Annotated in this window: 18 protein-coding genes and 2 pseudogenes; 4 read left to right on the top strand and 16 right to left on the bottom strand. The window is 60.8% G+C overall.

Annotated features, from left to right (window positions below):
• Nucleotides 1-418: 418 nt before the first annotated feature.
• The 3 genes from P3T25_RS46585 to P3T25_RS46575 form a co-directional block, all read right to left on the bottom strand.
• Nucleotides 419-685, bottom strand: coding sequence for a DUF1488 family protein (locus P3T25_RS46585; RefSeq protein WP_429364361.1), 267 nt, complete (start codon nt 683-685; stop codon nt 419-421).
• Between the two features lie 234 nt (nt 686-919).
• A complete protein-coding gene (locus P3T25_RS46580; RefSeq protein WP_429364359.1) occupies nt 920-1,159 on the bottom strand; it encodes a DUF2442 domain-containing protein in 240 nt (79 codons plus the stop codon).
• Nucleotides 1,160-1,354: 195 nt separating this feature from the next.
• On the bottom strand, nt 1,355-1,744 hold the full coding sequence (locus P3T25_RS46575; protein ID WP_429364357.1) for a response regulator transcription factor: 390 nt from the start codon (nt 1,742-1,744) through the stop codon (nt 1,355-1,357).
• A 190-nt stretch (nt 1,745-1,934) separates the two neighbouring features.
• Between P3T25_RS46575 and P3T25_RS46570 the strand changes: the two genes are divergently transcribed.
• Nucleotides 1,935-3,695 (top strand): hybrid sensor histidine kinase/response regulator, encoded by a 1,761-nt coding sequence (locus P3T25_RS46570; protein WP_429364355.1) that lies wholly within the window; start codon nt 1,935-1,937, stop codon nt 3,693-3,695.
• Between the two features lie 614 nt (nt 3,696-4,309).
• On the opposite strand, the gene istB is transcribed toward P3T25_RS46570, so the two are convergent.
• The 8 genes from istB to P3T25_RS46530 all read right to left on the bottom strand — a co-directional run bounded on the left by istB (nt 4,310) and on the right by P3T25_RS46530 (nt 11,585).
• Nucleotides 4,310-5,098 carry an IS21-like element helper ATPase IstB gene (gene istB / locus P3T25_RS46565; protein ID WP_408518857.1) on the bottom strand — a complete coding sequence of 263 codons (789 nt, stop codon included), beginning with the start codon at nt 5,096-5,098 and terminating at the stop codon, nt 4,310-4,312.
• 5 nt (nt 5,099-5,103) lie between these two features.
• Nucleotides 5,104-6,627: an IS21 family transposase gene (gene istA, locus P3T25_RS46560; RefSeq protein WP_408518856.1), complete on the bottom strand. Its 1,524-nt coding sequence runs from the start codon at nt 6,625-6,627 to the stop codon at nt 5,104-5,106.
• 1,089 nt (nt 6,628-7,716) lie between these two features.
• Nucleotides 7,717-8,298 (bottom strand): hypothetical protein, encoded by a 582-nt coding sequence (locus P3T25_RS46555; RefSeq protein WP_429364353.1) that lies wholly within the window; start codon nt 8,296-8,298, stop codon nt 7,717-7,719.
• 143 nt (nt 8,299-8,441) lie between these two features.
• Nucleotides 8,442-9,428 (bottom strand): hypothetical protein, encoded by a 987-nt coding sequence (locus P3T25_RS46550; RefSeq protein WP_429364351.1) that lies wholly within the window; start codon nt 9,426-9,428, stop codon nt 8,442-8,444.
• Nucleotides 9,429-9,636: 208 nt separating this feature from the next.
• A complete protein-coding gene (locus tag P3T25_RS46545; RefSeq protein WP_429364349.1) occupies nt 9,637-9,912 on the bottom strand; it encodes a hypothetical protein in 276 nt (91 codons plus the stop codon).
• 394 nt (nt 9,913-10,306) lie between these two features.
• Nucleotides 10,307-10,594 (bottom strand): hypothetical protein, encoded by a 288-nt coding sequence (locus P3T25_RS46540; protein WP_429364347.1) that lies wholly within the window; start codon nt 10,592-10,594, stop codon nt 10,307-10,309.
• An 87-nt stretch (nt 10,595-10,681) separates the two neighbouring features.
• Entirely contained in the window at nt 10,682-10,972 is a 291-nt protein-coding gene (locus P3T25_RS46535) for a hypothetical protein (protein ID WP_429364345.1), read from the bottom strand.
• A 379-nt stretch (nt 10,973-11,351) separates the two neighbouring features.
• Nucleotides 11,352-11,585, bottom strand: coding sequence for a pentapeptide MXKDX repeat protein (locus P3T25_RS46530; RefSeq protein WP_429364343.1), 234 nt, complete (start codon nt 11,583-11,585; stop codon nt 11,352-11,354).
• 50 nt (nt 11,586-11,635) lie between these two features.
• Between P3T25_RS46530 and P3T25_RS46525 the strand changes: the two genes are divergently transcribed.
• A complete protein-coding gene (locus tag P3T25_RS46525; RefSeq protein WP_429364341.1) occupies nt 11,636-11,818 on the top strand; it encodes a hypothetical protein in 183 nt (60 codons plus the stop codon).
• Nucleotides 11,819-12,952: 1,134 nt separating this feature from the next.
• Here P3T25_RS46525 and P3T25_RS46520 read toward each other — a convergent pair.
• The 5 genes and pseudogenes from P3T25_RS46520 to P3T25_RS46500 form a co-directional block, all read right to left on the bottom strand.
• Nucleotides 12,953-13,821: pseudogene (locus P3T25_RS46520) on the bottom strand (YihY/virulence factor BrkB family protein); the annotation flags it as partial.
• Between the two features lie 240 nt (nt 13,822-14,061).
• Nucleotides 14,062-16,449, bottom strand: coding sequence for an AsmA family protein (locus tag P3T25_RS46515; RefSeq protein ID WP_429364339.1), 2,388 nt, complete (start codon nt 16,447-16,449; stop codon nt 14,062-14,064).
• A gap of 798 nt (nt 16,450-17,247) precedes the next feature.
• Nucleotides 17,248-17,622, bottom strand: coding sequence for a phage holin family protein (locus tag P3T25_RS46510; RefSeq protein ID WP_429364337.1), 375 nt, complete (start codon nt 17,620-17,622; stop codon nt 17,248-17,250).
• 565 nt (nt 17,623-18,187) lie between these two features.
• Complete coding sequence (locus P3T25_RS46505; protein WP_429364335.1) at nt 18,188-18,694, bottom strand: hypothetical protein; 507 nt, start codon at nt 18,692-18,694, stop codon at nt 18,188-18,190.
• Nucleotides 18,691-19,245, bottom strand: a pseudogene (locus tag P3T25_RS46500) (hypothetical protein). Before P3T25_RS46500 ends, P3T25_RS46505 begins: the two are co-directional and overlap by 4 nt.
• A 244-nt stretch (nt 19,246-19,489) precedes the next feature.
• Between P3T25_RS46500 and P3T25_RS46495 the strand changes: the two are divergent.
• Nucleotides 19,490-19,792 carry a DUF883 family protein gene (locus P3T25_RS46495; RefSeq protein ID WP_429364363.1) on the top strand — a complete coding sequence of 101 codons (303 nt, stop codon included), beginning with the start codon at nt 19,490-19,492 and terminating at the stop codon, nt 19,790-19,792.
• Nucleotides 19,793-20,716: 924 nt separating this feature from the next.
• On the top strand, nt 20,717-21,868 hold the full coding sequence (locus tag P3T25_RS46490) for an extracellular catalytic domain type 2 short-chain-length polyhydroxyalkanoate depolymerase (protein WP_429364333.1): 1,152 nt from the start codon (nt 20,717-20,719) through the stop codon (nt 21,866-21,868).
• Nucleotides 21,869-22,079 lie beyond the last annotated feature (211 nt).

Genomic DNA, 22,079 nt, shown 5'->3' with positions numbered 1-22,079 from the left:
ATGCAAACCAATCGATTTGAAATTCGTCCAGGTCAGGCGAATCAGCTCAAGATGATGAGTCGCGTGGCGCCTGGATTTATTTTGAAACAAATGAGTCGATCGGTCGATCGTATGCTCAGAACACAGAATTAATTCGAAGTATTCGAAGCTCGTTTCGGTCCGTTCTTTCCCGGCAAAATTCCGGTCGAAGGATGGAAAATTGGACAAGCCTACAAACGCGCTATCTTGGGGGCGTAGACCGGCCGTGTTCCTGTGGCCGACGGCAGGCATCGAATAACCCTTAACGACATGTGCCCGTTGCAAACAGTCGTTATGACGCCGTCTCAGTTGTTCGTAATTCACCGACGAGAACGTCCGCGAACCGTCATCGGACGCACAGCGCAATCCATGTTTGTGACGTCAAGGATGCCCGGGCGCGCTATTTCCTTGGGCCGAAGTCATCAACGGTCAGCACGATACGCTCGCCCGGTCGCGCGCGAGCCTTTCGTTCCGCCAAAGCCACAATGCGCCCGCGGCCTTCGGAGAAGGCCTTGAGAACGCGCGCATCAGTTGCGCCAGGTTGCACCCAGAAATGCTGCTCGAGTGTCTCGCGCGTGACGACGCACGCGATGTCGCGCCCACCAAGTGATAGCGGAAATACGACGCCGTCTGTTGAAACACGGGGTTCTAGTTCAAGGGCTTCCACGATAGGGTCTCGAAAGATTGTTTCCACGTGTCGCCTTATAGTACGGGCGAGACGGCAGAAATTTCAACAAAACCTGAACGGCGCCCGTCGCGTTTGCCCAATATCGAGCTTTACGAGAGCGTAGGTGGAATGCAGACAACGTCCCGCCGGAAGAAACAAACCGGCAAGTCGAGAATGGAGAAATTGCGGCGTCGCGTTCGACGGACAGCGTCGGATACTCTGCAGGAAAAGTCGCTAGTGTTGCTTGCTGTCTCGCGAAGACTGAAACAAAGCGGTGATGTTCATCTCTTCGTCCAGTTCCGGCCAGTACAACTGCTGGCGGTCCAAAGAGATTGCAAAATGCCCGCGCTCCGCTTTTGTAGCTGCCCGCAGGACAGGGAACCGGTCCAGTGGAAACTGGACAGCCCGACCGTCAGCCAGGTCGAGAAACAGGTGCCGGCTGTCGAAATGCACACTTACCACCCCGCAGTCCATGGCCGTCTCCTGTACGAGAGCTACTTTAAGATAGGCCCCCGTACGGCACCATACAAGAAAGAATGCTAGAAAGCAGCACTGCGTGCGGCTCGGGACTGAAGTGATGCGTTTCCTTAATTTCAACGCGATGTCGCTGGTCAGCAGTTTGCCGGTTTAGCAGGTAAAGTTACGCCAAAGGGACGGTGACGGGATATCTCATCGCTTGAGCGCATGAGCCGGCGCGCCTGAATCGCACCCCCTCAGCAGAGTGCAAATGACCTCTGTTAGTCGAGCGATGGGTGTGGGTTTCGGCAAAAGAACATCCCACAGCGGCTCCACCGGAGGAGGCGGTGACGCGGCTGACAGCATGACCACTGGAATGTCGGCGGTTGCCGCGTCGTCCCTGAGCTCCCGGCACAGTCCAACACCATCAAGGCGCGGCATCATCCAGTCGGTCACGATGAGATTCGGACTCTCGACGACAGCCGCAGCCAGCGCGGCTTGCCCGTCTGGCGCGGTGAGCACGCTGTATCCTTCCCGCTCAAGCAGTAGTCTAAGCGGGCGCAGAATATTCGGGTCGTCATCTACAAGCAGTATCGTCGCCAATCCAGGGAACCCTGTTCGCCCGAGAGGGCAACCAGTAGCATCGCAATTGGCGTTCCTACCCCGGCTTTGTCGCTGACGCAGGCAGCGTCGGTATTACCGCCATGACTCTTAAGTTGTGGGGGCTACAATTCATCCAGCACGGCAATTTTTTCCGTGCATCCTTAATACAAATTACAACCGTGGAGCGCATATGGCCGGACCGGACGCGTCACCCGCAGCGGACCGCGCATGGCGTGCGGGCACGTTAATCACAACGGCTTTAGACGAACGCCCCCAACGCGCGCCCGACTTCGCTGCCGAGAGCAACGCGTTGCACCGCCTGGCACAAGCGCTCACTTCGTCGGACGGCGCAGTGCTGCAGACGCTGGCCGATATGGCGCTGAATCTGTGCGGTGCCGATAGCGCCGGTATCGGTCTGCTGGAACGCGGTGCCGATGGCGCAATGGCGTTGCGCTGGTCCGCGCTTGCGGGCCACGGCACCGCCCTCGCGGGCACCGTTACGGCGGTTGAAGACAGTCCAAGTGGTATCGCGCTCGAGCTTGGTGCGGCGCAACTGTTTTCATTTCCCCGACGCCACTTTGCGCACCTGGAACGCCTTAGTCCCAAAGCTGTTGAAGAACTGGTGGTGCCGATTCCGGGCGAACCCGAGCCGTGGGGCACGCTCTGGGTGATGTCTCATGACGAGCATCATCGCTTCGACGCCGAGCACCGTCGAATCCTCACCAGTCTGGCGAACTTCACGTGCGCTGCGCTCACCATCGCGCGGACGAAGGCCGACGCGGAAGCCCGGGCGGCAGAAGCGGAGGCGGCGAGGAACGCCCTGGCAGCAGCTGAAACACGCAAGGACGACTTTATTGCGATGCTCGGCCACGAACTGCGTAATCCCATTGCGCCCATTGACAGCGCACTGACGGCAGCGCGGAAACTTTCCTCGGGACAGCCCGCGGTGCTGTCTGCCCTGGCCATCGCGGAACGGCAGACACGACTACTGAAGCGACTGGTCAGCGACCTGCTCGATGCGTCGCGGATAAGGCACGGCAAACTCTCAGTCCGTCCTTCGTATGGCTCGCTGCAGGACATCGTGGCCGACGCGGTGGCTGCGGTGAAGGCCGACGTCAGCAACGGTCAGCACCGACTGCAGGTCACGGTTCCGACGTATCCGGTTCGCGTTCATGCGGACCTCGCCCGTCTCACCCAGGTCGTGGCGAATCTGTTATCGAACGCCGTGAAATACACGCCCTCCGACGGCAACATCGCGCTGGTGGTCGACGCACCGGATGTGAGCATTGAGTCGATGCACAACGCTTCGCCTCGCAACGCTGTTATCACGGTGAGGGACAACGGCACGGGCATTTCAGCTTCCGTGCTGCCACACGTCTTTGATATGTTCGTCCAGTCGCCTTCAGCACGGAAGCGTGCGGAAGGGGGACTGGGAATCGGACTGGCTGTCGTGAAGTATCTGGTGAGCGCACACAACGGCACTATCGCTATTGCGAGCGCTGGCGAAGGTCAGGGTACGGAGGTTACCGTGCGATTGCCGATTGTCTGCGAAGGTTCGGACGAGCCCACCGCGGCCACGATGCTCAGGGGGGCACCGGTTCGTATCCTTCTGGTGGACGACAACGCGGACACCACGGAGGCACTGACCACGTTACTGGAACTGGAAGGTCACGAAGTGAGGCGGGCGCAAAGCGGGCCTGAAGCGCTCGCGATTGTAGAATCGTTCACCCCCGATGTTGCCCTGCTTGATATCAGCATGCCCGACATGGATGGCCTTGAGCTTGCCCGCCTTCTCAGACAACGCGCGCAATGTTCTCTCACGAAGATGGTAGCAGTGACGGGTTATGCCCATGACGCCAGCAGACTTCAGAGAGACGAACGCGTGTTTGACTTTTACCTCACCAAACCATTGTCGCTGGACGACCTCGCGGATGTCCTGTTGTGCTCGTAGAGAATATGGACCAGGAAGTGCGCAGTCGTATGTGAGGGCAAATATCATTGCTCCGACATCGGCGACGTGCGTGAAGCTTCGAAAAAACCGGTAGGTCTGGTCGACGACCGATATCCCGATTGTGCTGGCGTGCGTCAGTTCGAGTATCTCGTCAGCCACGCGCCGCATTGGTTCCCTGACCACTCAACTCGTTGTCCCCGTCCGCTAGGTCGCCGAAGTAGACAGCACAGACGTCCGTACGGAAGTCTGATTGCCGCGATTCACATACATGAGGCAAAGCTGCTGGTCGGGCGGAGCCGGCTCGCACGATTTTTCGCCCGCTCCGCCCGAGGCTGCGTTAGTGGTCGTGACGCCAATCACCTCGCGCCCATTCGTGATGGCGCTCCTCCCACTCTCGACGCGCCCAATAACGATGTCCGTCATAGTACCTGTCACCGTACCAGCCCGGTGTCACGACAACAACGCCTGGAGGTTGTGCATACTCCGGTTGCGGTTCGACGGCTGTGCCGGCGCGTACGTTGGCGCGGGTTGTCACGGATCGGCGTAATCGAGCCGGGGATGATCGGCATAATGAGGCCACCAGAAGTGGCCCCGAAACGCGATTTCGAAGGGACTCAAGAATGCTGTTTTTTGCCGGATTTTGCAACGGCGGTTTCGCTATTTTCAGGCATTGGTTTGGGCTTGCGGAAGCTCTCGCCCTCGATCACCACCCGATAGGCGCCGTGGCGTAGCCGGTCAAGCGTGGCGGCGCCAAGAATGCGGTTATCGGGGAACGCGTCGCCCCATTCGCTGAAGTCGAGATTTGAAGTCAAGACCGTCGCGGCTTTCTCATACCTGGCGGCGATCAGATCGTGGAAGTCTTCGTCGTGGGGCGGATGCAGGGGTTTGAGCGCGAAGTCGTCAATGATCAGCAGGGGCGAGCGCACGAACTGCTGGAACTTGCGTTCGTAAAGGCCTGTGGCGCGCGCCGCGTGCAGCTTCTTGAGCAGGTCAGTCTGCGTGATGAACAACACGTCGCGCCCCTGGCGGGCAGCGCAGTGGCCCAGGGCCTGAGCCAGGTGCGACTTGCCGACGCCCGTTTGGCCGACCATCAGAATGCAGACCTTCTCGTCGATGTAGCGGCCCGTGGCCAGATCGTGAATGTGCGCTCGATTGAGCTTGGGCAGCAGGTCGAAGTTGAAGCTCTCGAGCGTCTTGCCTAGCGCGAAACCGGCGCGGGCGAGCCGCGCGCCGAGCTTCTTCTGGTCGCGCCGCGCGACCTCGTCATGCAGCAGCATGGCGAGGAACTCGGTGTAGGCGAGCTGCCCGTCGATGGCCTGGCGGTTGCGCTGCTCGAGCGAGTCGAGGATGCCCGACAGGCGCAGTTGCTTGAGGATGGAATTCAGTTCTGGACTCGGATTCATGGTGTTCAATGCAGCAGGATAGATTGGAGATCGCGGCCGAAGCGGCCGCCGTTCAGATAGGTGTCGGCGGGCGCCGGCGTTTGCGCCAGGGCCCCCGCAGGCTGGCTGTCCAGCCCCTTGTCGAGAATGGTCTTGATGGTGCGGTACTTCGGGCTGGAGAACGTGAGCGCGCGTTCGCAGGCGGCGTTCAGTCGTGCATCGCCGTACTTCTCTCGCATACGCACGATGCCCTGCGCGCCGCGCAGGTTCACGAGCACCGTGTTGTTGAACAGCGCGAGAATCACCGCATGGCAGGCTGGCCCGATCTCTTTGGCCCGGGCCAGACACCACTGGGGGTCGTGCTCAAGCCAGGCCTGCGCTTCAGGGGGCTGGTGGTCCCGTACTGTCGAGCGATCGCCGGGCTTGCGCTTGCGAGCGTGTGTCGCGACGAGCTCATGCCGGTGGAACACCTGCACCACCGTGTCGGTCGCTTTCAGCCACAATTGCTTGCCGACCAGCGTGAACGGCACGGAGTACAGCACCTTCTTGTAGACGACGTGCCCATCCGTATGCACCTTGACCTCGCTCCACACGGCGAGCACCGGCGGCACATCGGGCAGTGCCGTGAGCAGGGGCTTCTCGATGGCGAAGCGCGCCAGCGGCTGTTCACGTGTTGTGCCGTGATCGCGTACACCGGCCTGCTGCATCACCCAGTCACGCAACTGCCGGTTGGCATCGGCCAGATCGCGGAACTCGCGCAGCGGCACGAAGGATCGTTTGACGTATTTGACGCCCGATTCAACGATTCCTTTTTTCTGCGGATCCCGTGGCGGACATGCGTCAATCCGGAAACTGTACGCTTCGGCGGCCGAAGCATACGAGCGCTGTACCTCGGGATCGTACATGCAGGCCTTCGTGATCGCGCACTTCGCGTTGTCGATGATGACGCGACCTGGGCAGCCACCGAACCATTCGAACGCACGCCGATGGCAGGCCAGCCATGTCTCGACCGTCTGGTCGAGCACAATCTCGGCGTACTGATGCCGCGACCAGCACAGGGTCATGACGAAGAACCACGTCTTGAGCGCAATGCCGGACTCGTGTGTGAGCACCGGCCCGGCGCCGAAGTCCACCTGCACGGCGTCAGCTGGCGCCCACTCAAGGATCGTCGTCGCGGTGACGCCTCGCTCGGCCTTCAGGTGCAGCAGGAAGCGGCGTACCGCCGAGTAGCTGCCGGTGTAACCGTGGTTGCGTTGCAGCGCGCTGAAGATCGTCGTGCCTTGTACGTCGGCATCGAACCAGCCCCGCAACAGATCGCGAAACGGCTCAAGCGTGGAGACGCAACTGCGAGGCAGCTTCGGATTGCGGCCGAAGATGCCAGCGAGTTCGGCGTCGTCTGGCAAAGGGCGCCCGGGATCGAGCCAGCCCTGGTTAAGCGCGACCTGCCGTACAGTCTTCAGCTTGCTGCGCCCCATCAGGCGCGCGCTGGCAATGTCGCGGTCGGAATCGCCCTGACGCATGCGCGCCAGGACCTGTCGATACTCAAACACTTCGAACCTCCTTCTACTCATCGGCCCTCCGGGCAAAGAATCCGAAGGTACCGGGTTGCGGAAATTCGAAATGCGTTTCGGGCTGCAGCCCGACATAACAACGAGCCGGTCAAGTGGCCCGATTACGCCGATCCTGAGGTGGCTCCTATACGCCGATCATCGAGTGGCTCCAATACGCCGATCCTGCACTGGCTCGATTACGGCGATCATCTGGTGGCTCGATTACGCCGATCCCGGAATGGCCTCATTACGCCGATCCGTGACACGGGCACTCCGATACCGACGCCAACGTCGACGTGCGCGAGTGCGACGGACGATACGCCGATGCCAAGACCCGTAACGAGCGTTATGGCGAAGAGACGACTGGATGTGATGTTCATTCTGTCCTCCTTTCCAATAGGTATAGGCAGGTCAGTGCGGCTGGTTCAACGCCGCCCCAGCTTCCGTTAGTAGCGGTCGTAATCGTGATGGTGATGATATTCGCCGCCTTCGGGAACGACGATGCAGCCGCTCAACGCGCTTCCCATACATATGGCAACTAGCGTCAACACAAGGATTCTCTTCATACAATGCCCCACTCGTTGTTCTTCAAACCACACTATCGGGAGAGGGAATTACCGATGTACTTGTGTGTAACGAAACGTGTCGTATGAGCTTGCGGCCTCGTCGGCTTAGAGCAATCAGACCGGACGCATTTCAGCAGGGTGCAATATGCATGCTCGGTCTAGCGGTCGAGGGGGAACACTACTGACGTTCTTCACTCAAATCCCGGAACACTGCACATATGCAGCGCATAGAATGGCAACGTGTTTTGAGACGTGCGCGATTGTGAGTGGAAATGAAGCAGGAGGCCCCAATGAATTGTGTCGATGGGTGCGTCATTTCTTCCTACTAGTACTCTTGAAACAGTCGGTTTCAGAACTCACAAACCCGCGGCGCAAGCATGACCATGGTCGTGAGGGTCCACCGTAGCGTCGACCAATTAGGTCAGATAAGGCGAAAATTTGGCCGTCAGCAACTCGGTTCAAGGGAAGCCGGCCTCGCTTTGCCAGAATGGCGCAAAACGCGACACCTGATCTCTCCCGGTGACTACTTGGTTGTTCCGGGCGTGACCGATATCGCAACCGCTTCGGTATGCACAATTTCAACCTGATCACCCTCGCGAATGTTCTTCAGCTGCTCGGGGTCCACCAACACATCCACCGTGCCCTGCGGTCCCTTTATTGTGACGTGCTTCCCCTTTGCATCAACGGCAACGACATCGCCCACTACCGTCACCTCACGACTGATAGTGCCGCCCGGTTTGGTCCCGGACCCGGCTGGCTGTAAGATCTGCCGCTCCCTGGCAGACCGCGGGCCGCTTGTTTTTGTGAGACTCAGGGACCTCGCTTCCCGGTACTCGGTGGTGACCACATCGCCAACCGTGAGCTGATCAAAGTTGCGCACTTCCTCGCCCGCCTCAAGTTCTTCGACCCGGCCGTTCTTGTCCTTGAGCGTGACCGTCCGGGTAGCGGGATCAATGGCGACGACCGTAGCAACTACCGTTGCCGTTCCTGTCACGGTGGTCTTGTCGGTTCCGTTTTTGATCTCCACAGACGTCTGTGGCTGGGCAAATGCCGGGCAAGTCATCATGGCTACGGCGGCCGCCACAAGGAAATACTGGATCTTCATTGCCGTGCTCCTTTGATCGGCTCCGGAAAGATTCAATTGGACTTTCTCTCATATCCCGCTACGGCGCGCATAGGGACATGTCCCTAGCAGAAAGTGCCTAACACCTTCCAGGCAGCACGCCAGGCCGGGGCTTCCGCCTGCTGTTAGCGCATTGTCTGGCTTCTCAGGCGACGCATCGTGCAAGCAAAACGTGTCGCGGGGCGCTCGACACTCAGCGCGCGAGCGATCCATTTCAAGGCGTAACGCACGCGGCCACGCAGGTGCGCCGCGCGCATACGGCACCAGAAGCGCTGCGGCACGAATCCGGCATAACGGGCTTCTTTCTCAAGCAACGCCTTACCGCCCGGCAGGTGGATGAACGAACAGCCGCGAAACCACCGCAAGTCGCGATAATTATTGCCGGGCCAATGGCGGCCTACCGCCTGGTAAGCGCCGACCTCGACAATTCCCTGTCCTTCATCGGCCAGTGCGTTCAGTGTCGCCGAGATAAACGCCTCGTCACCGTGATGCCCCAACCGATCAATTTCATCGACATATCGCGTGTAAGTGCTGCGCGCGCGCAGCACCAGCCGGCGCAACGCCGCGGGGGTACCCAGCAGAAACTCACCGCCGTACCAGCGTGGATTCCTTAAGCGCCGGCCCGCGACGATTTCCAGATCGGCGACGACCTTTTCGCTCCCATACGCCGGAAATACCTGATCGGAGATGTCGAACGCGCCGAGACCTGCTTCAGCGCATCGTTCGATCAGCTTCTGCTCGAGCGGGCGCATCGCTACCATATCCGTGTCGAGCAGCAGCAGCATGGCGTCGGCGGGTAACGCGCCAGCGACCTGATCCAGCAGATCCAGTTTGAAATGCGCCGCGTAGAACGGCGTGTCCTTCGACAACTCGATGGTCGCGTTCAACCTCATCAGCGCGGGACGATTCTCCGGCGCCATGCTGTCGAGCCGTCGCGCGACCTCGGCGGGCGCGTTGCTCATGATGGTCAGCGTGGGCATGCCCACCTGTCGCAAACTGTTGTTCAGGCAGATCGCCTGACTCACGTACGACAGAGGGTCGCGATTCGTTGCATTGGGACCGGGGCGTGCATCGAGATCCACATAAACCAGCGTGCAGGGAAAAAAGTTCATGTTGCTCCTGAAGGTTCAACACTGCTCTTCTATCCATCTGGCAGACTCCCGGCTTTTCCGGGCGCTGCCTTCGCTGTCCGGTCGTCGGAGCGCGATTACGCGTCACCGCAGCGTCTCACTCTCCTCCCCCGGTACTCTTTGAGGCAACCCGTCAATCAGGATCTCCAGATTGATCAGGCGTCGTCAATGGAAAAACCCGTAAGGGCTGTCATGGAACGAACCACGCATCGAGCACCCATGACTGCGCCGCAAGATGGTCGACCATCGCGGGTAACGCTTCGCCAGGCGTTCCGGCAAAGACCAGACTGAGTTCCTCGAAACCCGCCTTGCGGTCGCAACGTGCGCGGGTCGGTATCAGGTGCGAGATGTACGGCCTAATCAACTGCCACAGCGTGGCGATCCGGAGCTGTCCTGTCGGGCAACGAACTGACAGGGCCCAAAGTCCGTCCGCAAAGCCACCCGGATCGCGGAGGACGCCAGGCACAACGATCAATGCCTGACGATGTCGTGAGGCTGGAGTGTGGTTCATTGCTGGCAGTAACAAATACAAGGATTCGTGGAATCGGAACTTCCCCGGATCGGTGGACGCTTCATGTTTGTCCGCATCCGCAGTATCTGGCCGTCAACGGTCGCGCACTCTACGTTCACTCAGTTTGTTCACGTGCGCAACAACCATGCCTGTGACACGTCGAGCGAAGCGGATATTTGACCGTTTTGTGGTGGACCGCATCGGTTCTCGCATGGTGCCTCCCAGGAAACCATGAAAGCAGCAGAGTCCTGCGCCGCCAAACGGTGCACGGGTGTGGCTGATATGCGTGCCGGTCGATGTCCCGACTTTCCACGGGTCCACCCGGCACCCTGCGGATTGGTTCGCGAAATTACAGCGCTACGCTGAGCTGCAAGCGCAGGTCCTGGCGAACTGCGCGCGCAGCTTCGGGACTCCGCCTTTCCTCGAGGCGACGAGCGAGGAGTTCAACGAACACAGAAAAATCCTGCGCGCCGTGGCACTCCATAAATTCACTAAACGATTCGGCGATCGCTTCCCGTTGCGTGGCGAATGACAGCGTACTGGCAATGTACGAACTGGCCCGCGCCAGTTCAACGAAATATTCAATCTGGCAACGCACCAGATCTACAGCGGCGGGATGTTTTGCTCCGGATGGCATGACTTTCTCCCACGTTTCGGTAGCCGGCAGCCCGGGCCTCTTTTCAGGCTTGCGGCACATCGCGAACCACCCAAGTACCCGGGAATCTCATTCGTCGTAGGCAGCCATGACCAGCCACATGTCGTGGTCGCCGTCGCGGATTTCAGCTGCCAATGCGTACGGGTCCCGCGGATCGCACACCTGCGTGAGCACGATGTGCGCCACTTCACCATTACCGAACGCGCTGTCCGACAGCGGACGGACTTCCTCTTTGCCTTCGAACATCGGCTGGCTCTGGCGATACACGAGCGGTTGTCGCTTCCATTCGAAAAAACAGTCCCTGACGTGCTGAAAATCGCCACCGCAGATGTTGGTCTGATAGCTGAATCTGGATATCATGATGCGATCTCCTCTTTCCAGCCGGGGAGACCGCAATTCCTCCGCTTGTCGGTCTCCCGGAGATGTCGTGTAGAACTGCGGGATACAGCCCTGGCACCGTGCTGTGAGTGACGCTTCCGGGCGCCTCCCAGTTGCCCTGTCACTGGCTTGAACCCGACGCTGCTGCCGCGCTACCCGGGCTCATGGCTCCGGCGGCTGCGGGGTTGTTCATCGTTGCGCTAGCCCCGGTCGCTGCGGCGCCGGCGTCGGTGCTGTTATCCGCCCGTTTGCATCCAGAAGCCAGGGTTGTTTGTCCCCGGCTTCAAACAGTCGAGACGTGACCGATTGCGTTTGAAAAAACCGGCGCTCATCTCCACAGCGGCCATGAAGGGTGATTTGCTTACTGCCCCATCGTGCCTGACGCTTCGGGTTTCACGCCCGTTGCATCGCTGCCCTTTTTCATCTTGTTGTGTTTCGTCTTGCCCTTCTTCATCGTGTCTTTTGACATCGGCTCCTTAGCCATCGTGCCGCTCGCCATCTCGCTGCTCGACATCGCGCCGCTTGCCTGCGCGAATGCAGCCGTGGTGGCAAGGGTGAGCGCCGTAGCAAGCGCTGCAACGATTACTTTCTTCATGATTTGTCTCCTTTGTTGACAGAGGATCAAAAACCCGCAGTTCCTGCGGCATGATTCAAACAACGGATACCCGCGAAGGACGGTTGACCGTGTTGATGGATTTTTCGATCGTGGTGTGCGCACGAATCGATCCGCTGGCGCAGCTGCCCGAGGGTGAGCCTCGGGGCTCGGTCAGTGCTTACCGGCTTCAGCTTGATCAGACGGCTTATGTGCATTTTTTTCCGTTCGGTTAATCACCAGACGCCTAGCGGTACCCTGTGCACCGAAAACAAGGAGACCACGATATGCATGCGTTGGCATGTGTTTTGCGCCACCGAATTGTCGCCAGCCAAAATTGAGAGGTGGGTTCATGACGCAGCGAGCACGGGATCTTTATCGGAGTTCCAATGGCGATCGTTGGTGGCTGGTTCGGGACCTGGATTCAGGACGCGTGTTCATTCGACATGAGCCCAACATGTCATCGGGCGGCCATACATCCGAAACAGCCGTCGGCGATTTCCTCGTGTGTGACGCACACGGACCAGAGCATGCCGAGTTGTTGCGGCTTATCGGAACACTTGTCGATCCCGCCTACCCATAACCGCACAACAAACATTCTTGAGCGTGAGTGCCGAGCGACGACTCAGACACTGCACGAGGACTCGTCAGTGTTGCTGAACGAAATGCATTCAATAGGTGATAAGGTGCACGGCGAACTCCCCGGTTGACGTGGCAACCGGACGAACACGGATGCCCCGATGCCCTGGATGGTTCGGAGAGCGCGTGGGTCACGCGGCCCGGCGACGACCCTCAGGAAGCATTCCCTTCCGAGCGGCTCCGCACTCCAGCGCGCTCGCGCTCGAAGCGGGCCGAGGCCGCCGCTCGCGAGAATGGGGAAGCATCCGCGGGCAACCGGATTCCCAGGCATTCCTCGATGCGTGACACATATTCCTGCGCATCACTTCGGGATAGCCATGGCGCGTTCGCGTCGCTAAAGAAGCAGTCCGGCATACCGTCCATTGCGCCATAGGCAGGCCGTAACAGCATGGACACACTCGCTGTGGCCAACCCGGGCGCATCGAATTCGACAGGTCTGAATGAATCGTCCGCGCCAATCGGCTTGTCATAGCTGTTCAACAGCAGGACCAGGCCGTCCGCCCTTCGATAAACGGTAAGCGGCAGCACCTTTGAAGGACCCGCACAGCGGCCTTCGAACGATGTTTGAGACACAACATCGCACCCCAGGTGACCAGATTCCTGACGTACTGGTCTTCGTATGAGTGATGAAGCATGACTGATTGCCTCTGGCGGAGCCGGTCGTGCGGCAATTCAGCATCTGGCATGCGGTCATGCTCGCGCACCGCGTGGCTGCGGACATGGGCCGGCTGGCTTTTCAGGCGACCAACCTCGGCGGCGATTTCGGCGCCAAGCAACAGCACTGCTGCCGAGAAGTACAGCCACATCATGAGCGCCGCAAGTGAGCCGGCTGCACCAAATGCGTTGGCTGTTCCGGCTTGAGCAAGATAGAGGGCGAACAGCTTGCGTCCACCCGAAAACAGCAACGCCGACACGACCGCGCCCGACCATGCGGTCCGCCAGCGCACGGGCGCGTCAGGCAACATTTTGATCAACGCTGCGAAGGCCGCGCTCAACACGGCCAGGCCAAAAAAAAGTGTGCGATCCCGCCGACGACAATCAGCGGCGAGCTGCCGAACAGCCTTGCGCCGATAAAGCTGATGGTCGTGTCCAGTACGAGCGAAACCACCAGCAGGAAGGCGACCCCCATGACGAGCCCGAACGAGATGAGCCGCACCTTGACCAGCAGGGCAATACTGCTTACCGCGCCGAACCGCACTGCGGCTGGAAACACCACGTTCAACGCGGTATTCAGCGAGGCAAAGGTTGCCGATGCGCCGAACGCGAGGAGGGCAGCCGAAAGGAGGGCGGCTGGACCCGCCGTACTGGGGTGTCGGGCATGCTCCACGATCGTCTGGACGGCCGCGGCGGCCTCGTTGCCCAGCAGCCCATTGATCTGGCCAAACAGCTGGCCGCGCGCCGCGTCGGCGCCGAAAAACCACCCGGCGACAGCCAGCACGATCAGAAGGGTCGGCGCCAGCGAAAAGGCGCAGTAGAACGCAATGCTCGCGGCCATCATGGTGCACCGGTCCGTGCTGAACCGTTGACCCACGCCAATGGCCAGTGAGAGGAACGAAGGTATCGCGGTAACCGGCAGTCGCCGACCATGTATGAGCGTCATCTACGTCTCCGCCACGGAGGATCGCCCTGAACGTCAGGCACGCAAGTACCGCGCCTGCCTCCAGTTGACTTCGCGATAAGCGCGGGCGGCGGCCCCCCAGCCCAACGTCATCCGTTCCGGTACCCTGCCTGCGGACGTTGCCTCGGAGCCCTGCTGATAAGCCCAGCGCCTTCAGGTCGTTGATCGAAAGGCGCTCATCGCCCGTTAGTGCGAAAAGCGCGTCGCGCATCACATTCAGGCTCAACGTCCCCGGTACTGCGCCTCGCTGGCTGCCGCTGGACCCGCAGGTGCCGTCTTCCTTGCCGCCTGTGCGCGCGCGGAGCCGCCCGGACTATCCTCTGCCGGACCCGCTGTGCCCGACGCCAGGTACGCCGGTGCCGCCTTCTCACGCTGCTTCTGCCCCGCCGGCGGTGCGCTCGGCGCCGCGCGCATGTCGGCGAGCATCTGCGCACATGGCAGCGGCTTGTTGTTGCTCGGCGCGATCAGCGGAATCAGCGTCGCAAACGGATTGACCAGCCCGAGCACCACCACCGCCCCGCCACGCACGGCCAGCGCGGCGGCATTCACACCGACGTGCGGGTTCTTGAACGTCCCCTTCACATATAGCGGCGAGCGCAGCGTAACTACCCTGAAGCCCTTGGTATGCGGATGGATCCCGAGATCCATCTGCTCGGTCCGCAGATCGATGTGACCATCCATGTTGATCACGGCGTCGTCAGTATCGAGGGCGAACACGCGCGATTCCAGCACGCCGTTCGTCACCACGAAGTCCGCCGCCGCACAGTTGATCTTCACGTCGCGCTTGCCGAAGAGCTTCTCGTAGACCACGTTCGCCACATTCAGCCCCGCCGCTTCCATGTACAGGCGACTGATTGTGCCATCGGTGACGAGTGCCTTCACTTCGCCATTCGACGTCGCCGCCAGCGCCGCGGGAGAATTTCCCGTTGCCGACAACGCCGCGTCGCCATTCACTTCGCCGAGCGCCGACTGCATCGTCTTCACGGTCGGGAAAAGTTGCTTGAGCTTCAGGTGCCGCGCCTGCGTCGCAAAGCGTCCCTTGAGCGGCGCCGTGCTGCCATCGAGGTGAATGTTCGATGCCAGCGTCCCGCCCGCCACGCCGAACTTGAGCGGCTCGAACGTCAGCACGCCGTCGGTCAGGATCACGTGGGTGTAGAGATCGGTGATCGGCAGAGCCGGGTCCTTGATGATGCGGCGGCCGGTGAACTTCACGTCGGCATCGAGGGCCTTCCAGCGATCCGTCCTGAATTCCTCGACCGGCAACGCCCTGTTCGCCGGCTGCCTGGTTTCCTCGCCGCGCTTCGCCTTGCTCGCGTTGGTGTCGGCGCCGATGATCGGAGCGAGATCGGAAAATTGCAGCAGGTTGGACACGACTTCACCCGACAGCATCGGCCGCGGCTTCTTACCCACGTAAACCGTCGAGCCGTTCAGGTCGCTGCCGCCGACGCGACCCGTGAAGTTCTCATATTTGAAGACATTGCCGTCTTTCGCGAACTCTCCGACGAGCCGCCCTTCGGTCGCGTACGGCGGGGTTTCGGGCAATGGCACGCCAGCGATCGGATAGAGATGCGCCATGCTGACGCCCTGCAGCCACAGCTGCAGGTCGAGCGCGGCGAGGTGCGCCGGGGCGGTCACGGTACCGGCCAGCGCGATATGCGTATCGCCGATCTTCACATCAGCCTGCACGGGGAACGGCCGCGTCGTGTCCTGCAGCGCGAGCACGCCTCCCACCTTGCCGCTGCCCGACACAGCCGTCTTCCTGTAGGTGCCCCTGACCGTCCAGCCGAGACCATAAGGCGGCACCGAAGGCTTCGACTTCTGCTGACTGGTCGTGCCGGTATTCGCCGACGTGCTCGCCGGACTCGCCGGGCCGCTGCTCGCGGCCGCGGCAGAGGACGCCTCCGATGCCGCCGACGCTTCGACCTGCCTGGTTTCGACCTGCTTGTGGAGCTGGGTCGCGCCGCTCTTGCCGACCACCTGCGCCGACGATTCGCGCGACGCCTGCTCCTGCTGCTTCATGACGTCACCGATCGGTACGGGCTGACCGAGGGTATCGACGACGACCTGCATGTCGGCCTGGTTGATCTGGTCGGCGTACGCAACGTGACCCGTCGCAAACGCGATGTCGTGCAGGTTGAGATGCCACGTGGACGGCCCGGTCGGTTGGTTGAACCTGAACGTCCAGTTGTTGCGGTTATCTTTGAGGCGTTCGAGATCGATCGACGGGTTGACCAGGTTGATCGTCGGAATCACGATGTCGCGTGCCAGCAGCGGGAGAACCTCAACCTGAAAATCGATCTCGTCGAGGGTGGCGAATTGCGGGTGTCTGGCCCAGTCCGGATTCGCGATCGTGATGTTCTGTGCGGAAAAGCGTGGCCACGGCACCCAGCGCCGCCAGCCGGTTTCGCTCGGCGGACGCTGCCAGCCGATCTTCAGGTCGCCGGTGATGAGGAACTGCCGGCCGATCGCCTGCGTGACCTTGTCGTCGATCCACGGCCGCGCGCGGTTCCAGTCGAAAGTCAGGAAAAACACGACGAGTGCCGCAATCAGTACCGCCAGCACGGCAACAAACCATGCAGCAATTCTTCCGACTGGCAGGCGCTGCGCCATGACGGCTCCATCATTTTTCCTGTTTCGCTTCGAGCAGCACGTAGTATGCCCGGTGGCCGCAAGTGCCCGGCCAGCCGATTTCCTCAGGATGACGGATCCGGTCCGCCCTGCCGAGCCTGCGTGCCCCGGATTCCGCACACGGTAATTGCCAATCGAAGGTCGCGGATTCTCCCTTTTAAGGCGGCACAGGGGCCCCGAAAGTCGGAGGATAACGGTTCCAACCGTCATGACAGTCACTTGAAGACCTGAGCTGGCAAACACGGCTTTTGGTTGCTGACGGTACCGGATGTGGAAAGCGGGTTCCGGGGACATTTCCGAACCCGCAAGGAACGGGGTGGGAATGCGGCAGGTGCGTACCTTACCTGCAGGGTGCCCGAAGCGGAGTCTACGACTCTTGATCGTCTGTGCCGTTCAGCAAGATATCGATCGCTTCAGGCGGCGGCAAATGCCCATTCGGCACCAACCATCGTTTTTATCGGTCAGTCATGGGTCGTACTGTCCGGCCAGCGAATGCGCTTACCGTTCTCGTGACCCAGGCGGTCAGGGCTGCCCGTATCGCGATGCCAAATAATCGTCTCGGTCCGATGACGACCGAACCGGCGACGAGCGCGGCGATCACGGCGGTGTTTGACGTTTGCAATACCGTTCGGGCTATGCCGGTGACGCGGTACTTTGCCGATGTTCTTGCGGATGCGGGCACCTGCAATGCGCGGGCGCCGGAAAGGAATTCGGTGCGCGCTGCGTCCATGCGCGCGAGGACAGCGGCCTGCGCGTCCGCATGTTGCCGAAGTCGCCGGTTCATTTCGTTGCCTCCCTGATCGCCTCCAGATCCCGCTGGAGCTCCGATCGGAAGGTCTGGAACGGTTGGGCCAGGTGCCGCGTGCGCACGACGAGAAAAGCGGCCACGGTCACGATAGCCCAGGTGCCTGCGACGCCCCAGACCACAGCAAGGAAATAGGACGTCCCGATCGCTGAGACGATGATGGCAATGCACAGAAAGGAAAGCGTGAAGAGCGTGCCGACCGCAAGCGCTACCAACGCAACGACTTCATGCAACAGCCGGGACTTCGTCTCGGCGAGCTCGATTCCGAAAAGCTCGCCGTAATCAGAGACCCGTTGCGCACAGAAGCGACCGACGTGTCGCCACTTCGCAATCCTCGATTGAACCGACATATGAATCATGCTCCTGCCGTGAGTCCGGGCTGAGATCGGCAGAGCTTTCGCCCCTCCGTTGCCACGATTAGCCAATAATCGCGGTTATCTGCCCCACACGTTGCTGGACAGGCGCGCCGGTCAAGGTCGCCACTGCGTGGCGACCATCACACATCGACAAGGAAGCCAGCTGAGGCTGACGCCCTTCGCCGCACGAGCGCTTTCCACTTTCCTGTCGGGACGGATGTCCGTCGCATTTAAATAAATGCTGCGCCTTGTCGCTCACGCGCTTTACCGGAAACCCGGGTCAACTATCGCCAGCCAAACCGCCGATGGCGTCCGGGATGTGACCGGTGCTCCCCACACTTTGCCTTCCACCCTGTGTTCATTGGCGCTTGCGGATGACTGGTTGCCAGCGATGCGCAATCGTCGTGCCCGAGCGCCTCATGTCTGGACGTCGAGACGCCGGATGGCGGTCCGGAACGGCACTGGTGTCCGTCGTTGCAATTTCGTGCGCACCGGGACGAATGAGGGACGTTCCGCACGCTGTTTTTCTTACGGCTTCTGTTGTGCCGACTACCTGTCTCTACTGCAAGGCACCCCACCGCCCGACAGCAGGCTCGGCCGAAGCCCATTTCCAGCCGTTCTGATCCTTGCAGATCGAGGCGAGGAACCAGGTGGCGGGAGCGCCGGGTTTCTCGCCCTCTATGACCGAGAACGCAAACTCGCGACAGGTCGCCAGTGCGCTGGCGACCTCGCGTAGTACACGGACCTCGCCGTGACCGTTTTCGATCGGTAGAACGTGTTTGACCCGCCACGGCTTCGTTTCGCCGACTGGCAATTCGCCCGCCGTTGCGGCGATCGTCATCTGCTGGTCGTCATGAAACGACTTCATCACGCGCTTGACGGCTTCGTCGGTGGCGGCCTGCACCGCAATGCCAACGCCGACGCCGATGGCTGGATTGCTGGTTACGACGCCCGTCGATATGCCGGCCGCTGCGCCGGCGAAAGCGCCGATCGACTGGCAGCCGCTCATTAACGAGCAACACGCTGCGACGCCGGTCGCAAGCGCCAAATAGCGGCCGCCGTTCATTGCAGTGCGCCCCAGCGAGCCGTTGCCGGTTCCGCCGACGCCCATTTCCAGTGATTGCCGTCGCGGCACACCGCCGCGACGTAGAACGAACTGGTCGCGGGCTGATCCTTCTTCGCATCGGTATCGACGGAAAAAACGATCTCCTTGCACTCCAGCATATCGGCGCTAATTACCCGGCTGACGGTTACGCGGCCTTTCTCGTCTGCCTCGATCGGTACGCTGTGCTTCGTGAACCACGGGGCGACGGCGCCGACCGCGAGCGGTCCGGCTGCGGCAGCGATCTGGTCCTGCGACTAGGTGCGCATGACGCGTTGAGAGTACTGTACGCCGGCTCTCGCAGCGGCCAATGCGCCGAGTCCGATGCCGCTCGCGACGGCGGCGTTTCTGGTTACCGTGCTGGCAACGGCCGCCCCGGCGATACCGGCACCCGCAGTCGTGCCTTCGTAGTACAGTGAACTGCAGCCAGTCAGACCTGACCCGACGATGGTGATCGCGAGGAAGGCCGCCCGCGTTCCAATTTTCGGATCACCCCACGGAATCTCTCTCGGCATAGTGCTTTCCTCGCTCTGGAATGCTTCCCTCGCTCGATGCTGTTAGCCGAAGACGCGTAGCTAGCCAGATGAGTCGGTGAAAGGCGTACTTCCGCATTTTGATGCAAGCGAACTGCTGAAAATAGCGGAATTCGCAGGCATCGGCGCGCAGCAGTCCTATGGCTTCGCACGATGGGGCTGCATTCCGTTCGCCAACGGCTGTTTCCTTGGGTACGATTCATGCGTGGCCCGAAGTGAGCTGTCCCTGTCGGAAATCAACAAGGAGAGGGCCATGTCGGATCTCAAAACCATCCTCGCGGACGCTGAAGACCTGCTGAAACAGGCTGCGAACGTCACGAGCGAACGCGCTTCAGAACTGCGTGAAACGGCGCTGGCGCGCCTGACGCAGGCCAAGGAAAAAGCCGCCGGCGTGCAGGTCATCGTGGTCGAGAAAAGCAGGAAAGCCGCGCATGCGACAGATGACTACGTGCATGAGCAGCCGTGGACGTTCGTCGGCATTGCTGCAGGCGTTGGCGTGCTGGTCGGACTGCTGGCCAGTCGCAAGTAGAAAGCAGCGGTGGTTGCCGGACACAACCGCCGGTTTGCCGCTGACGTGAGCGAGCCGGCGCGCGCCAGGCCGGCCCGCTTCTTCTGGCGCGTCGTAAAGCGCAGCGCCTTTGCGCCATAACAATCGACTCGCATCCGCGACGTGCGGATCACGGTCCTTCACTCCAGCAAAACCGGCGAGCAACGTACAACGAGCCGTCGCCGAATCGCTTCGTCGCCGTGTTGAAGTTCAGCGACACTGACCCAGTTCGTCATGCGATGACTCGTCAGCGGGTACGAGACATTATGCGCACGACTTGAAGCGTGCCCAGCGTGCGCGAGTAGTCGGCGCGGTCAGGCATATCGGGTGGCTGGATGACACGGATTTACCAGTACAAAGGTTTCGCGAGAGATGGCCGTGCAAACCAATTTCAGTTAGCTCTGAAGGACGCGGAGACCGCTTTGGACAGAGGTCGAAGACAGTATGGCCGACGGGTGTCCGATACTGCTACGCGATCAAAGGCGGCTTGGCACTCGTGAGCGGCCGTTCGCGGACCGATTGCGAAGGACCGTAGACGGCGAACCCGGAAATCCAGGCGCCACCAGTGATCCTCCCATTCCGCGCCCAGCATCAAACTTCCGTGGCCGACCATGGGCTCCCAATCAAGGCCCCGCGGCGCGAACGGCTCGTTTGGAGTAAATCGGTCGTTTGGGAGTCTTCGACTTTACCGTTTTAACTCCGCGCCTAAGGCTTACGATTGCAAGTGATACGGGAGCGATTTTTGCTGTACCCGGGTATCGTCGGGCGCATCGCACGCCGTAAACAGCTGTTCGCGCTGTGTCGATGACTTGTGTTAGCGAGTCTTAGGCGGAAGCTGAAAACGGCCGGTAGTTCGACGGGCGGAGCGATGTTGCCAATTTATCCCACTCCGACGAGGAGACGACAATGATGACGATGGCTTTGGGCCTGCGGTTAGCGTCGGCAGCTGTGTTGGCGATCGGCCTCGCCGGGTGCGGCGGTGGTGGCGATTCGGCCGGTACGGAGGCCGGTGCATTGGCAGCATCGGCAAAGGCGTTAGCGGCCACGTCGAACCCCACCGCGGACACGTCCAAGATCGGAAAACTTCAACGCTACCAGATTGACCCGACGAAGGTCTTCGTCGCGGGTATCTCATCTGGCGGTTTCGCGGCAGTGCAGATGCACGTTGCCCACTCTTCGACCTTCAAAGGGGCCGCTGTATACGCTGGCGGGGTGTACTGGTGTGCCGCCGCCGGAGGAGCCGCGACAGCTTTGGCAAACTGTGGCGGCTTGACGCTTCCGTCGAATCAGGCGTCGTACAACAGCACGCTTGCGGCATCCGAGACGTACCTGGACGCGCAATCGTCCCTCGGCACCATCGACCCGGCGACGAATCTGCGTGGACAGCCCGTCTACCTCTGGTCCGGCACGCAAGACCAAGTCGTTAATCCGCTCGAGATGGCCGACCTCAACTCGGAATACCAGCGTTATGGAGCCAATGTTCACTTCGACAATTCGTATCCCGCCGAGCACGGCTGGGAATCGCCTGACGGCGAACTTGCATGCGGCACGCTCGGGAGTCCATACATGGTGCGCTGCTCGGCGAATGGCGCAGTTTACGACTCAGTAAAAACGTGGCTGACGATGTTCCTCGGCCCATTGAAACCGCGCAACAACGGAAAGCTGTCGGGTACGCTGTCCGCATTCGATCAAACGGAGTTCGGGGCGTCGCCAAACCTTTCTATGAGTTCGACTGGGAGCGTTTTTGTTCCCAAAGCCTGCGCGCAAGGCAACAAGTGCGGATTCGTGCTCGCCCTCCACGGCTGTTTGCAGGAGGCGTCACTTATCGGAAACCGCTGGGTCACGGAAGCCGGCATCAATGCATGGGCCGACACGAACAAACTGGTGGTCGTGTATCCCGACACGATTGCGTCGTCTGCGGCAGGGCCGACGAACCCGAATGCATGCTTCGACTGGTGGGGCTACTCCAATCAATACGACCCGAACTACGCACTCAAGAGCGGCTTGCAGATGTCGGTGCTCTACGCGATGGTGCAGCGCGTGACTGGCCGACCGTAGGGCCGTCGTGGCACGGTTCGAATCGGGCGGCCGGTCGCCGCTGGCAGCAGGGCTTATCAGGGTGCCAAATGGATGAAGGTGGGGCCGTCGAGCGCTGGCTTTTGACGTTCAACAAACGTAAGCGCGAATTTATCAGCACATAGCGCCCGAATTGAGAGCAAGGCAAGCTGTGTCCACTGATTAACAGTGGACACAGCCCATGACTCAGATC

Source organism: Paraburkholderia sp. GAS32 (assembly GCF_050434225.1).
Lineage (GTDB): Bacteria > Pseudomonadota > Gammaproteobacteria > Burkholderiales > Burkholderiaceae > Paraburkholderia > Paraburkholderia madseniana.
Note: the sequence above shows the minus strand (reverse complement) of the source record. Positions and strands in the feature narration are given on the sequence as shown.

What these genes read in the sequence shown, in the direction of transcription:
- P3T25_RS46580 (WP_429364359.1), bottom strand. Translation starts at nt 1,159, where the DNA reads ATGGACTGCGGGGTGGTAAGTGTGCATTTCGACAGCCGGCACCTGTTT.
- P3T25_RS46570 (WP_429364355.1), top strand. Translation starts at nt 1,935, where the DNA reads ATGGCCGGACCGGACGCGTCACCCGCAGCGGACCGCGCATGGCGTGCG.
- istB (WP_408518857.1), bottom strand. Translation starts at nt 5,098, where the DNA reads ATGAATCCGAGTCCAGAACTGAATTCCATCCTCAAGCAACTGCGCCTG.
- P3T25_RS46555 (WP_429364353.1), bottom strand. Translation starts at nt 8,298, where the DNA reads ATGAAGATCCAGTATTTCCTTGTGGCGGCCGCCGTAGCCATGATGACT.
- P3T25_RS46550 (WP_429364351.1), bottom strand. Translation starts at nt 9,428, where the DNA reads ATGAACTTTTTTCCCTGCACGCTGGTTTATGTGGATCTCGATGCACGC.
- P3T25_RS46540 (WP_429364347.1), bottom strand. Translation starts at nt 10,594, where the DNA reads ATGCCATCCGGAGCAAAACATCCCGCCGCTGTAGATCTGGTGCGTTGC.
- P3T25_RS46535 (WP_429364345.1), bottom strand. Translation starts at nt 10,972, where the DNA reads ATGATATCCAGATTCAGCTATCAGACCAACATCTGCGGTGGCGATTTT.
- P3T25_RS46530 (WP_429364343.1), bottom strand. Translation starts at nt 11,585, where the DNA reads ATGAAGAAAGTAATCGTTGCAGCGCTTGCTACGGCGCTCACCCTTGCC.
- P3T25_RS46525 (WP_429364341.1), top strand. Translation starts at nt 11,636, where the DNA reads ATGATTCAAACAACGGATACCCGCGAAGGACGGTTGACCGTGTTGATG.
- P3T25_RS46515 (WP_429364339.1), bottom strand. Translation starts at nt 16,449, where the DNA reads ATGGCGCAGCGCCTGCCAGTCGGAAGAATTGCTGCATGGTTTGTTGCC.
- P3T25_RS46510 (WP_429364337.1), bottom strand. Translation starts at nt 17,622, where the DNA reads ATGTCGGTTCAATCGAGGATTGCGAAGTGGCGACACGTCGGTCGCTTC.
- P3T25_RS46505 (WP_429364335.1), bottom strand. Translation starts at nt 18,694, where the DNA reads ATGAACGGCGGCCGCTATTTGGCGCTTGCGACCGGCGTCGCAGCGTGT.
- P3T25_RS46490 (WP_429364333.1), top strand. Translation starts at nt 20,717, where the DNA reads ATGATGACGATGGCTTTGGGCCTGCGGTTAGCGTCGGCAGCTGTGTTG.